13 protein-coding genes are annotated in these 13,178 nt (G+C 59.0%); 10 read left to right on the forward strand and 3 right to left on the reverse strand.

What is annotated here, in order from left to right; all coding sequences use genetic code 11:
- Positions 1-22: 22 nt before the first annotated feature.
- The 5 genes from C2134_RS16180 to C2134_RS21325 all read left to right on the forward strand — a co-directional run bounded on the left by C2134_RS16180 (position 23) and on the right by C2134_RS21325 (position 3,414).
- Positions 23-862: a type III secretion system effector phosphothreonine lyase gene (locus tag C2134_RS16180; protein WP_304529172.1), complete on the forward strand. Its 840-nt coding sequence runs from the start codon at positions 23-25 to the stop codon at positions 860-862.
- A 354-nt stretch (positions 863-1,216) separates the two neighbouring features.
- On the forward strand, positions 1,217-1,489 hold the full coding sequence (locus tag C2134_RS16190; RefSeq protein WP_158248789.1) for an Arm DNA-binding domain-containing protein: 273 nt from the start codon (positions 1,217-1,219) through the stop codon (positions 1,487-1,489).
- A complete protein-coding gene (locus C2134_RS16195; protein ID WP_103321160.1) occupies positions 1,490-2,419 on the forward strand; it encodes a tyrosine-type recombinase/integrase in 930 nt (309 codons plus the stop codon).
- Between the two features lie 36 nt (positions 2,420-2,455).
- A complete protein-coding gene (locus C2134_RS21320; protein WP_146042188.1) occupies positions 2,456-2,860 on the forward strand; it encodes a hypothetical protein in 405 nt (134 codons plus the stop codon).
- Between the two features lie 80 nt (positions 2,861-2,940).
- On the forward strand, positions 2,941-3,414 hold the full coding sequence (locus C2134_RS21325) for a hypothetical protein (RefSeq protein WP_146042189.1): 474 nt from the start codon (positions 2,941-2,943) through the stop codon (positions 3,412-3,414).
- 447 nt (positions 3,415-3,861) lie between these two features.
- Here the strand turns inward: C2134_RS21325 and lpxO are convergent, their stop codons facing one another.
- The 3 genes from lpxO to C2134_RS16210 all read right to left on the reverse strand — a co-directional run bounded on the left by lpxO (position 3,862) and on the right by C2134_RS16210 (position 7,985).
- Positions 3,862-4,782, reverse strand: coding sequence for a lipid A hydroxylase LpxO (gene lpxO / locus C2134_RS16200; protein WP_103321161.1), 921 nt, complete (start codon positions 4,780-4,782; stop codon positions 3,862-3,864).
- Between the two features lie 104 nt (positions 4,783-4,886).
- A complete protein-coding gene (locus C2134_RS16205; RefSeq protein WP_071109926.1) occupies positions 4,887-5,618 on the reverse strand; it encodes a metallophosphoesterase in 732 nt (243 codons plus the stop codon).
- A gap of 111 nt (positions 5,619-5,729) precedes the next feature.
- Entirely contained in the window at positions 5,730-7,985 is a 2,256-nt protein-coding gene (locus tag C2134_RS16210) for a penicillin-binding protein 1A (protein ID WP_233196481.1), read from the reverse strand.
- A 217-nt stretch (positions 7,986-8,202) separates the two neighbouring features.
- On the opposite strand from C2134_RS16210, the gene C2134_RS16215 reads away from it, so the two are divergent.
- Genes C2134_RS16215 through C2134_RS16235 form a run of 5 tightly spaced genes read left to right on the forward strand, consistent with a single transcriptional unit; the run spans position 8,203 to position 13,162 of the window.
- Entirely contained in the window at positions 8,203-9,315 is a 1,113-nt protein-coding gene (locus C2134_RS16215; protein ID WP_103321163.1) for a pilus assembly protein PilM, read from the forward strand.
- Positions 9,316-9,906, forward strand: a complete 591-nt coding sequence (locus tag C2134_RS16220) for a PilN domain-containing protein (RefSeq protein ID WP_103321164.1) — start codon at positions 9,316-9,318, stop codon at positions 9,904-9,906. It abuts the gene before it with no gap.
- Positions 9,903-10,517, forward strand: coding sequence for a type IV pilus inner membrane component PilO (locus C2134_RS16225; RefSeq protein WP_103321165.1), 615 nt, complete (start codon positions 9,903-9,905; stop codon positions 10,515-10,517). Before C2134_RS16220 ends, C2134_RS16225 begins: the two co-directional genes overlap by 4 nt.
- Before the next feature lie 12 nt (positions 10,518-10,529).
- Positions 10,530-11,051 carry a pilus assembly protein PilP gene (locus C2134_RS16230; protein ID WP_043629537.1) on the forward strand — a complete coding sequence of 174 codons (522 nt, stop codon included), beginning with the start codon at positions 10,530-10,532 and terminating at the stop codon, positions 11,049-11,051.
- The gene (locus C2134_RS16235; protein ID WP_103321166.1) at positions 11,048-13,162 is read left to right on the forward strand and encodes a type IV pilus secretin PilQ; all 2,115 of its coding nucleotides are present in this window, start codon (positions 11,048-11,050) and stop codon (positions 13,160-13,162) included. The genes C2134_RS16230 and C2134_RS16235 overlap by 4 nt, the downstream gene beginning before the upstream one ends.
- Positions 13,163-13,178: the final 16 nt, after the last annotated feature.

The following is a 13,178-nucleotide window of genomic DNA, read 5'->3' on the forward strand; positions in this document are numbered from 1 at the left end:
ATATTTAGACAACCCATTTCGAGTGCGCCGCTCCAGCAGCGCCCGAACACCCCTCAAGCAAATGATCGTTTTTTGCAAGCAGGCTGCATTTTCCTTTGAAATCATGGCTACACCTGCCTTGTGGAGCACATTTGTCATGCCTATCAACCGAGTCGGTTTAAAACTCCCTCTCCTTGCCTTGAATATGGGGCGCCCTGATGAGAAACTGCAGAAGCCCTCTACGAATGAGAGCCTACAAACCAATCTCAGCACCCTACACAATCAAATGAAACAGATGCCGATTTCGCACTTCAAAGAGGCACTGGATACACCAGATTACTCAGGGATGCGTCAGAGTGGCTTTTTTGCCATGAGCCATGGTTTTCAGCTGGAAAACCATGGAGGTGATGTTTTCATGCACGCACGTCGAGAAAATCCTCAGTGCAAGGGTGAGTTTGCTGGAGACAAGTTCCACATCAGTGTGCAGGGAGACCAAGTACCCAAAGCATTCAATGCGCTGTCCGCAATGCTGTTTTCAGAGGACAGTCCAATTGACAAATGGAAAGTGACCGACATGGAACGTGTCGATCACAAGTCCCGCGTGGGCGCGGGTGCTCAGTTCACTTTGTATGTAAAACCGGACCAGGAAAATTCGCAATACAGTGCACCATCACTCCATAAGACACGGCTATTTGTTGAGTGCTTGGAATCCAAACTATCTGAAAACGGGGTTAATCCAGGGCAGCATCCTGACTCAGACATCCGTCCTGAAAATTGGAAATATATCAGTTATCGCAATGAATTTAGAAGCCAGCGTGATGGTAGCGAAATGCAGAGCCAAACTTTACGACAAGAGCCATTCTATCGCTTGATGGTAGAGTGAGAATAAGTATGATTATTATTCGAAGCGTAGCGCCATTCGACTTATCTTCAGAACCCATCGTGTTTTGCCATACATATTCTTCAGGGCTTCTAGACCACAGTGTTTAGTTAAATGGATATAACGGCCCCCTCCTAAGGGGCAGTTACAGGTTCGATTCCTGTCGGGCCACCCACACTTCCAAAGCAGTCCGAGAAAGTCCATAAAACCCGCACCAGATAAGGCTTTGCGGGTTTTTTAACGTCCGAAACCGTCCAAATAGTTCCATTGAAAGCCTGGCGCACATGGGGGCATACTTGGGGGCATCGACAAAGGGGGCACTTTTTGATGCCCCCAAATGCACCCGAGAACAGCTCCATGCCCCTGACCGATACCGCCTGCAAGACGGCCAAACCAAGAGAGGACGGCAAGCCGCTTCGCCTATCCGACGAAAAAGGCATGTACCTGGAAGTCATGCCCAATGGCTCCAAATACTGGCGGCTGAAGTACCGCTTCAATGACAAGGAAAAACGCCTGGCCCTGGGCGTCTACCCCGAGACCACACTGAAGGAGGCCCGTCAGAAGCGAGACGACGCCCGCCGGCGGCTGGCCAATGGCGAAGACCCAAGTGAACAGCGCAAGCTGGAATGAATGCTGAAGCAGGCAGCGACGGCCAACAAATTTGAAGCCATCGCGCTGGAGTGGCATGCAAGAGAAAGCCACGAATGGTCCCGCGCCCACAGTGAGCGCGTCTTGTCCGCCATGAAGACCCACATCTTCCCCTACATCGGGGACAGGCCAATCCACGAGATTCGCCCACTGGAGCTGCTGGAAGTGTTGCGCAAGGTGGAGAGCGCCGGGAACATCGACACCACCAAGCGCCTGCGGCAACGCTGCTCAGCCGTGTTCCGCCTGGCCATCCTGACCGGCCGCTGCGATAGCGACCCGGCCGCGCCGCTGACTGACGCCCTCAAGAGCCAGCAATCCACCCCGCGCAAGGCGCTAATGCGCGAGGATATCCCCGCCTTTCTGGAAGCGCTGGAGAAGTACGACGGTAGCGTGCAAACCAAGCTGATGATGAAGCTGATGCTGCTGACCTTCACCCGCGTCGGAGAAATGGCCATGGCCAGGTGGGAGGAAATCGACTTCGACAAGGCGCTGTGGACCATCCCACCGGAACATCGCAAGCTGCCGGAGAAATCCAAGAAAACCGCGCCTCCCCATCTCGTCCCGCTATCCAAGCAATCTCTGGAAGTGCTGCGCCAGCTCCACGCCATCAACAGCGGCCGCGAACACATCTTCCCCAACCGCAACAGCCCACGCCGGCCGATGTCGCCAGAAACCCTGCGCCGCGCGCTTCACAGCATGGGCTTCAGAGGCAAAGCCGATGTCCACGGCTTCCGCTCGACAGCATCGACTATCTTGAACGAAGAAGGCTTCAACCCGGATGCTATTGAGCGACAGTTATCACATATTGAAACCAACAAGGTCAGAGCAGCCTACAACCGAGCTGAGTACATGGAGGATCGAAAGAAGATGATGCCGTGGTGGGCTATTTTTTTAACAAACCAGACGGCATAGCATCAAAAAAATTCAAAACTTAAAAGAGGGCCCGTCATGTCAATATTAAAAAATGCAATTGAATCCATCCAGACCGGCGTTGAAGACTACGAGAGAACAGATGCACGTAAAAGTGCCTCCGCAGTTCGCAATATATTTGCCGGCCTACTATTACTTTACAAAGAGAAACTTTGCCGCCCATCGCCGGATTATGACAAAGAACTCTTAATAAAGCAAAACATCCACCCAACAGTCAACGAAAATGGGGAAATCATATTTAAAGGGAAAGGGCACAAAACCGTTGACGTCCAAAATATTAAAGAACGATTCTCAAACTTAAACGTAAACACAGATTGGCGAAGGTTTGATGATATAAAAAAAGTGAGAAATGATCTAGAACATTACTACACTGAAAAACAGCAGATGCCATCCGAGAAATTATTGCCAAATCATTTTTGCTAATACGCGATTTCCTAAATACGGAGTTACAAGAAGACCCAGCTGAACTGATCGGTCAAGATTGCTGGGAAACGCTGCTAACAGTGAGTGATGTGTATGAAGCAGAAGTCAGAGACTGCAAAGAGTCCATTGAAAAAATTACTTGGAAATATGAGTCAGTAGAAAGCTCTATCAAATACTTGCGGTGCCCGGAATGCAAATCAGCTCTCATCCAAGCACCCGACCAAGATGACGAATATCCGGATATACATTTGATATGTAAATCATGCAACTATGAGTTTCAATTCACTGATGTAATCGAGGAGTGTATCGAAGAGCATCTTTCTGTAGAAGAATATATATCGGTTAAAGATGGCGGCGATTATTTATATGAACAATGCCCTCACTGTAGCAAAAAAACATTCATCAATATGGAAGGCCGCTGTGTAGCATGCGAACAAGAATTAGACTACACAGAGTGTGAAATCTGTGGCACAGGCCTAACGATTGATGATCAAGACAACGATGGTCTTTGCAGTTCTTGCCACTACATATATAAAAAAACACTTGATGACTAATAAATACTCGAAAGAGTAGTATTCCCTGCTCAATCATGCATCTATCCCCCTGCGCGCGCTATCGAAGCCCCACCTCGCCCCCACGCTTCATGTGCCGCGAATCATGCACCTGCATGAACCCGCGCTAGGCCCGCACTGTATGGCCTGGCGCGTTGTTTTTCTGCTGCCGCGATTCATGCGTTTTCATGCGCCTTGCGCATGCAGTCCCCATTTCGCATGAATCCCACTTGGCGACTTTCCCGCCCTTTCCCGCCTAAATCCGTCAACAAAAATTCCCAGCCGATCCAAAACCGTCCATTGTTGTCCGGCTTCATAAGCCACTGCATTTCTTAGTTACTGTTTTTAATAGAAAAATCGTGCTGGTCGATAAAAACGTGGCGAGCTGTGTGAGCAACAAAAAACCGCATGCCTCTCGACATGCGGTTTTTCAATGCCTGCACGGCAGCCTCAGCGCCATGCGCCCCAGAACAGCCATAGGACGATGGGGCCGCCCAGCAGCAGCCATTTGAGCAGGTAGTAGGTGAAGCGGCTCTGCGCCTTGATCTTCTTGCCGAACAGGCGCACTTGCTGGATGTAGCGGAAGGCGCGGTTGAGGCCGCCGGTGCGGTCGCCTTCCTGATTGGGGGAATTGGCCGCGCCCACCAGCACGCGGCTGACGATGCGGTTGATCCAGCGCGCTGGGGCGAACCACATGGGGCGTTCGATATCGCAGAACAGGATGATGCGGTTCTGGTCCGTGGTGTTTTCGGCGTAGTGCAGATAGGTTTCGTCGAAGATCACCGCCTCGCCGTCGCGCCAGCTGTATTTCTGCCCGTCCACGTCGATGTAGCAGCCGTCGTCATTGGGCGTGATCAGGCCCAGGTGATAGCGCACGGAGCCGGCAAACGGGTCGCGGTGGCGCACCAGGCGGCTGCCGGGCGGCAAGGCGGTGAACATGGCGGCCTTGATATTGGGAAACTGCTTCAGCAGCTGGGTGGTGTATGGGCACAGCGCTTGGGCCGAGGCGTGATCCTGGCCATACCACTTGAGGTAAAAGCGTTTCCAGCCGGTTTTGAAGAAGGAGTTGAAGCCCAGGTCGTCGTATTTGTCCGAGGCCTTGATGTTGCCCCGGTCGTACAGCGCGGCCGCTTCCTCGCGGATTTTTTCCCAGTTGGCCGTCAGCGCCTGCAGTTCCGGGAAGCGCTCCACCGGCAGGTAGGGCTTGGGCGGCACTTTGGAGAACAGGTACATGAAGCAGTTGATCGGCGCCATGATGGTGGAGTGGTCGCTCAACTGGCGCCAGAAGCCCAGCCGCACGCGGCCGCGCAGGTGCACGTAGGCAGTGGACAGAATGAAAATGGCGACAATGGTCAACTTGAAATAAGGCATCCGCTCTCCTTGAACTTGCATCAAGGCGATGCCGTCGCGGCGGCATCGCCTCAGGATGCCAGACTATAAACCCTGACCCCGCTTGCGGCCAAGCCTGCGGCTGATCACAAGAACAGGGTTTTCGCCTCGTAATGATCCCGCAGGAAACGGAACAGGCGGTAGCCCTGGCGGTTTTCGATAGCCGCCTCGCGCGTGCCCTTGATCCACTGGAAGCAGGTGGCCGGGCACACTTCCAGCACGCGGCCATCGCGCACGATGCGATGATCGCCGTGAACATGGCCGCAGATCGCCAATCTGGCGCGCTCGGCTTGCGCCAGCATGGCCCACAGCCGCCCGCCGTCCATCAGCATGCAGTCGTCCAGCAGCGGCGTGCCCACCGCCAGCGGATGGTGGTGCAGCACCACGGCCGCCGGGCCATCGTCCACTCGCGCCAGCCTGCTCCGCAACGCGGCCAGGCTGGCGTCGTCGATGCGGCCTTCGTCATGCCCCGCCACGCAGCAATCGACGCCGAGAAAAGTCCAGCCGCCCAGCCTGAGCGTATCCAGCGGATGCATGAAGTCGTACTCGGCGAACACGCGGGCGGCCGTAGCCGGCTTATCGTGATTGCCGGCGATCCAGTGCACCGGCAGCCCCAAGCCGGCCAGCGCCTCGGCGCACAGCCGGTACGACGCCTCGGACTCGTCCTGCGAGATGTCGCCGGTCAGGAACACCGCATCGGCATGCTGCTCCCGCACCGACGCCAGCACCTTGCGCAGCGCCGCGTAGGTATCCACGCCCATCAACCTGCCCTGCGGGCTGGCAAACAGGTGGATATCGGTCAGTTGCGCGATTTTCATGGCGGCCTCCTTGCCATGCCAAATGCTTCGATTATGCCCATCTTGGCCGGCACGCACAAAAAAGCCCCGGCGGCGGGTGCCGTCGGGGCTGGCGCATGGACCGGAAACCGATCAGAACAGCTGGTCTTTGACGTTCTCCACCGCGTCCTGCGCGGCCGGCTTGCTGCCGTCGTCCACCGGCGCGCTGGCGTCGACGTCGCCGCCCGGCACGGAGCCGCTATTGTCGATGCGCAGTTCCGGATTGGTCTTCTGGAATTCTTCGTAGTAATACTCGTCGCCGCCGCGCTGGCCGGCGCCCGGTTTCACCACGATGCCCTGCGGCACCGGTAGCTCCACTTCCGGCTGGCCCTTCAAGGCATTGCCCATGTAGTTGATCCAGATGGGCAGCGCGGCGGTGCCGCCGTAGCCGTAGCGGCCCAGCGAGCGCGGCTGGTCGAAGCCCACCCAGGTGGCGGCCACCAGATTGGGATTGAAGCCGACGAACCAGGCGTCCTTCCAATCCGAGGTGGTGCCAGTCTTGCCGCCCAGATCGCTGCGGCCCAGGCTCATCGCGCGGAAGCCGGTGCCGTAGCGCACCACGTCGCCCATCATCGAGCGCATGATGAAGGCGTTGCGCGGATCGATCGCCTGCTGCGCGTTCTGGCCGGCCACGGTGGGCACGGTCTTGGCCAGCACGCGGCCGGACTGGTCTTCGATGCGGTCGATGAAGTAGGCCTTGGTGCGGTAGCCGCCGTTGGCGAACACGGAATACCCCTCCGCCATCTGCAGCGGCGTCACCGAGCCGGCGCCCAGCGCCATCGGCAGATAAGCCGGATGCTGCTTGGGCGAGAAGCCGAAGCGCTGGATGTACTGCTGGGCGTAATCCGTGCCGATGGCCATCAACACGCGCACCGACACCAGGTTCTTGGAGCGAGTCAGACCTTGGCGAAGTGTGATCAAGCCGGAGAATTTGCCATCATCGTTCTTCGGCTCCCACATCTGGCCGTTGACGCCGGGCACCGACAGCGGGGCGTCGTTGATCATGGTGGACGGCGTGATGCCGCGTTCGATGCCGGCCGAGTAGATGAACGGCTTGAACGAGGAGCCGGGCTGACGCCAGGCCTGGGTCACGTGATTGAAGCTGCGGCGGTTGAAATCGAAGCCGCCCACCAGCGACTTGATGGCGCCGGTGCGGGTATCCAGCGACACGAAGGCGCCTTCCACTTCCGGCATCTGCACGATTTCCCAGTAACCCTTGGGATTGGCCTGGACGCGGATCACCGCGCCGCGGCGGATCTGCTGCTGCGCGGAAGCCTTGGCGCTCAGGCCGCGACGGGCGAAATCCAGCCCCGCGCCCTTGATCACCGCGGTCTTGCCGCCGCGCATATAGGCCTGCACCTCGCTCGGGCTGGCCGACAGCACGATGGCCGGCAGCATGTCGCCGCTGTCGCGCAGATCGCCCATCGCCTCGTCCAGCGCTTCGGTCAGATCTTCGCCGCTACCGGAGGGCAGGTCCAGATAGCTTTCCGGGCCGCGGTAGCCGGTCTTGCGGTCGTAATCGGTCAGGCCGGCGCGCAGCGCGTCATACGCCCACTGCTGGTGGCGGCTGTCGATGGTGGTGTACACCTTGAAGCCTTCGGTGTACGCGGCTTCCTTGTACCGCTCGTACATGGCCTGGCGTACCATTTCCGCAACATACTGGCCGGGCTGGCTGGTATCGGCTGCCTGGCTGGCCAGCTTCAGCGGCTCGTTCAGCGCCTGCTGGTACTGGTCTTCGGTGATGAAGTTGAGCTCGCGCATGCGGCGCAGCACGTATTGCTGGCGCAGCTTGGCGCGGTCGGGGTTGACCACCGGGTTGTAGGCTGACGGCGCCTTGGGCAGGCCGGCCAGCATCGCCATCTGGGCGATGCTGAGCTCATTCAGCGACTTGCCGTAATAAGCCTGAGCGGCCGCGCCGAAACCATAGGCGCGCTGGCCCAGATAGATCTGGTTGAAATACAGCTCCAGAATCTGGTCCTTGCTCAGCGTGTGCTCGATCTTGAACGCCAGCAGCGCTTCGTTGAACTTGCGGGTGAAGGTCTTCTCGCTGGACAGGAAGAAATTGCGCGCCACCTGCATGGTGATGGTGCTGGCGCCGGATCGCGTATGGCCGGACACGATATTGCCGACCGCCGCGCGCAGGATGCCTAGGTAATCGATGCCGCTGTGCTGGTAGAATCGTTCATCTTCCGCAGCCAGCACGGCCTGCTTCATCAGCTGCGGAACTTCGTGGATGCGGGAAAACGACCGCCGCTCCTCGCCGAACTCGCCCAGCAGCTGGCTGTCGGCGGAATACACGCGTAGCGGGATTTTCGGACGGTAATCCGTGATTACATCAAGGCTTTGCAAGCGGGGGTAGGTTATGATGACGGCAATTGCTGCGGCGCCCGCCAGCAATACCACACCGCCTAGAAAAACACCCGCCATGATTGCAAGAAATCGTCTGAGCATATATACGATGGGCTTTCATTGGAAAGCGGATTATAACGTCTTGTGAATGCCAACAAGACAAACAATGGCGGCAACAGTTCGAAATTCTGTTGCAGAGAAGCGGATTGAGGCGAAGATGTTATTCGAAAAACTGAAGCTCGAGCTGCCCTGGCTCGAACAGCTGGGACTGGGAAAAGCCCACAATTCGCCGCGGCTGGGGCTGGACATCAGCAACACGGCCATCAAGCTGGTGGAGCTGTCGCGCAACGGCAGAAACTGCCAGGTGGAGCGGTACGTGATCGAACCGCTGCCCAAGGAAGCCGTCAACGACGGCAATCTGGTGGAAATCGAAGGCATCGCCGAAACCATACGCCGCGCCTGGAAACGGCTGGACAGCCCGGTCCGCAATGTGGCCATCGCCATCCCTACGCCGATGGCCATCTACAAAAAGATCCTAGTGCCGGTGAGCCAGATCGATGACATGGACGAGATCATCGAGAACGAGGCCCACCAGATCATTCCTTTCCCGCTGGAGGAAGTGAATCTGGACCACCAGGTGCTGGGGCCATCGCCATCCAGCATCGACGACATGGAAGTCCTGCTGTGCGCGGCGCGCAAGGAGAAGGTGGAAGAGCGCGTCGCGGTGGTGGAAATGGCGGGCCTGCGGCCGCAGGTGGTGGATGTGGAGTCGTTTGCGATGATGACCGCGTTCGAGCAGATCCAGCAGCAGTTGCCGGACCACGGCATGAACCAGACCTTCGCCCTGTTCGATATCGGCGCCACGCGCATCCACTGCAACATCATCCGCAACGGGCAGCAAATCTATTATCGCGAGCAGATGTTCGGCGGCCATCAACTGACGCGCGACATCCAGCGCCGCTACAACATCAGCTTCGAGGAGGCCGAGGCCAGCAAGCGCAGCATGGCGCTGCCGGACGGCTATGAATCGGAGCTGATGCATCCCTTCATCGACTCGCTGGCGCAGGAAATCCAGCGCGCGCTGCAGTTCTTCTACACCACGGTCAGCGTGTCGCAATATCTGCGCGTGGACTACATTCTGCTGGCCGGCGGCTGCAGCATGCTGCCCGGCCTGGACGACGCCGTGGCCGGCCGCACCCAGATCAGCACCATGATCGCCAACCCTTTCACCACCATGGTACAGTCCGGCTCCATCCGACTGAAGGAATTGCTGATGGACGCACCGTCGCTGCTGATCGCCAGCGGCCTGGCGCTCAGGAGGTTCGACTGAATGATACGGATCAACCTCCTCCCTCACCGCGAACAGAAAAAAGCGGCGCATCGCCTGCGTTTCCAGTTGCTGACCGGCGCGACCATCGCCGCCGCGGTCTTGCTGCTGGGCGTGGCCTATCTGGTGCTGGAGCATATTCAGGCGGACCAGCAGCGGCGCAACCAGTTTCTGCAAGCCGAAATCGGCAAGCTGGACCGGCAGATCAAGGACATCGGCAAGCTGAAGAAGCAGCGCGACGACCTGCTGGCGCGCAAGCAGCTGGTGGAACGGCTACAGGAAGGCCGCAACGGCGCGGTGCACCTGTTCGACCAACTGGTGCGGCAAACGCCGGACGGCATCTATCTGCGCTCCTTCAAGCAAACCGGCAACCAAGTGACGCTGACCGGACTCGCCCAGTCCGGCGCGCGGGTGTCCAACTTCATGCGCCAGCTGGGCCAGTCGGAAACCTTCGAATCGCCAGTGCTGGTTGAGGTCACCGCCACCATCGCCAACAACCAGCGGGCCAACGCCTTCACCCTGAACGCCACGCTGCGCCAAGCGCCGCCGGATACGCAGTTGAAAAATACCAATCCATCCGGAGCCAAGCCATGACGCTGGACGAACTACGCGCCCTCGACCCCAAGGACATGCCCAACTGGCCGCTGCAGGCGCAAGGCTTGGCGCTGGCCGTGATGCTGCTGATGCTGCTGGGCCTGGGCTACTTCTTCGTGCTGGGCGAGCAGTTGGATCAATTGCAACAGGCCAAGCAACAGGAAGAACAACTGAAGCAGACCTTCATCGACAAAAAACGGCAGGCGGTCAACCTGGACGCGCTGGAACAGCAGCTGAAGGAAATCGACGCCTCCTTCGGCGCGCTGCTGAAGCAATTGCCCACCAAGTCGGACATGGACACGCTGCTGACGGAAATCAACCAGGCCGGCATCGGCCGCGGGCTGCAGTTCGATCTGTTCAAACCCGGCACCGAAATCCGCTCCACGGAAATGGCCGAAGTGCCCATCACCATCCGTTTGACCGGCACTTACAACGATCTGGCCGCCTTCGTCAACGACGTGGCGCAGCTGTCGCGCATCGTCACCATCAGCGACATCAACCTCACCCCCGGCAACGGCAACCGGCTGACGATGGACGCCACGGCGCGCACCTATCGCGCGCTGGAGCCAGGCGAGCGCATGGGCGTGCCGGCAGCCCAGGCCGCTAAGTAAAGGGCCGCCGCGATGAAGAACCGATTCACCCTCCTCCTGCCCGCTCTGCTACTGTGCGGCTGCGGCAACGCCGGCAATGACGACCTTCAGGCCTGGATCGTCTCCAGCAGCCAGGGCCTGCGCGGCCAGATCGAGCCGCTGCCGCAGGTACAGGCCTACAAACCGTTCAGTTACCAGGCTTTTGATCTGCTGGACCCGTTCAATCCGCAGAAACTGCAGGCCGGCAAGAGCCAGAATTCCGCCAATGCGCCGGACATGAAGCGACCACGCGAGGCGCTGGAAAACTATGACATGGACAAGCTGGCGATGGTGGGGACCATACGCCAAGGCAGCAAAATCTATGCATTGATCCGCACGCCGGAAGGCACGGTCTACCGCATCCAACCTGGCAATTATGTCGGCACCAATTACGGCAAAGTCACCGCCATCGACGATGCCGGCGTCAAGCTGGCCGAGACCGTTGAAGACCTAAATGGAGAATGGGTACAGCGCGAAAGCAACCTGTACCTGGAAGAACAAGGGCAGAATAAATGAATAAGCTATCCATCGCACTGCTGGGGGGACTGGCGATGAGTCTGGCGGCCGTGCACGCACTGGCCGGGCCGGCCATCACCGCGATAGACACGGGAAAAATAGACGGCAATCTGCAAACGGTGCAGATCACCTTTGATGGTCCGGCGGTAAAGCCAAACAGCTTCTCCATGTCCAATCCGCCGCGCATCGCGCTGGACTTCGCCGATACCGCCGTCAAGCTGGCCAGCCCGGCCATCAATGTGGACGGCCCCTTGCTGAAATCCGCCGTCGCGGTGGAGGCCACCGGCCGTTCCCGCTTGATCCTGAATCTGGGCCGGCTCGCCGCCTACCGCAGCCAAATCCAGGGCAACAAGCTGCTGCTCACGCTGGATGGCTCGATGTCGCCGAACCAGGGCGCCACGCCAACCGAACAAACCTCGCCGCTCAATGCCGCGCAACAGGCCACCGAACAGCTGGCCGCCGCCGGCAAACCTGCGGCCCTGGACTTCCGCCGCGGCAAAAACGGCGAGGGCCGGGTCGAGCTGACCCTGCCCAACGCCAATACGCCGGTGGACATCCGCCGCGACGGCAAGAACCTGGCGGTGGACATCATCGGCGCGACGCTGCCGCGCCAGCAGGTCCGCCGGCTGGACGTCACCGACTTCGGCACCCCGGTGGCCAAAGTGGACGCCAGCAACCTCGGCAACAACACCCGCATCCTGATCCAGCCGCAGGGCGACTGGGACTACTCGTCATACCAGACCGACGGCAAGCTGGTGGTGGAGGTGCGTCGTCCGACTGCGGATCAAGTGGTCGCCGACGGCGGCAAGCAACTGTACAAGGGCGACAAGCTGTCGCTGAACTTCCAGAACATCGAAGTGCGCACCGTGCTGCAAGTGATCGCCGAATTCACCGGCCTCAACATCGTCACCAGCGACTCGGTGACCGGCAACATCACGCTGCGCCTGAAAGATGTGCCGTGGGATCAAGCGCTGGACCTGATCCTGCAGACCAAGGGCCTGGACCAGCGCCGCAATGGCAACATCATCCAGATCGCCCCGCGCGACGAGCTGCTGGCCCGCGACAAACAATTGCAGGAAGCGCGCCAGCAGCTGGCCACGCTGGAACCGCTGCGCTCCGAAACCTTCGTGCTGCGCTACCGCTCGGCCGACGACTTCAAGAAAGTGCTGGATGGAGACAATACCTCCGGCAAGAAGCAAAGCCTGCTGTCCGAGCGCGGCAGCGTACTGATCGACTCAAAAACCAATACGCTGATCGTCAACGATATCGGCTCGGTCATCGACAAGATCCGCGACATCATCGGCAAGACCGACATCCCGGTAAAACAGGTGCTGATCGAAGCGCGCATCGTCGAGGCCACCGACAACTGGGAACGCGACCTGGGCGTGCGGCTGGCCTATGAACGCATAGGCAGCGACGGCCTGATCAGCGGCAGCGGCCTGGATAATGCCATCACCAACGCCAACGGCCGCATCCCGCCGGTGCAGGGCGCCACCCAGACGCCTTACGCAGTGAAGCCCGGCGTCAACCTGCCAATCAGCGCCAACCCCGCCAGTTCCCTAACCGCGCTGTATAGCGTCGGCAAGTCCGGCATCATCGGCCTGGAGCTGCAGGCACTGCAGGCCGAGGACAAGGGCCGAGTGATCTCCAGCCCGCGCGTGATGACGGCGGACCGGCAAGAAGCCACCGTCGAGCAGGGCACGGAAATTCCTTACCAGGAAGCCAGCTCCAGCGGCGCCACTTCAGTGTCGTTCAAAAAGGCCGTGCTCAGTCTGAAAGTCATGCCCCAGATCACGCCGGACAACCGCGTATTGATGGAAATCACCGTCAACAAGGACTCCGCCAACTTCCAGCAAACGGTCAACGGCACGCCATCGCTGAATACCGAAAAAATCGTCACCCAGGTGCTGGTCGACAACGGCGGCACCGTGGTGATCGGCGGCATCTACCAGCAGCAGCTGAATGACGTGGTCAACAAGGTGCCGCTGCTTGGCGACATCCCCTTGCTGGGCGCCTTGTTCCGCAGCACGCAGAAGATAGACAAGCGCAGCGAGCTGCTGATCTTCATCACGCCCAAGGTGGTCAACGACTTGATCACCGCCAACAACTGAGACCGACCAAACCGCC

Source organism: Chromobacterium sinusclupearum (assembly GCF_002902845.1).
GTDB classification, from domain to species: domain Bacteria; phylum Pseudomonadota; class Gammaproteobacteria; order Burkholderiales; family Chromobacteriaceae; genus Chromobacterium; species Chromobacterium sinusclupearum.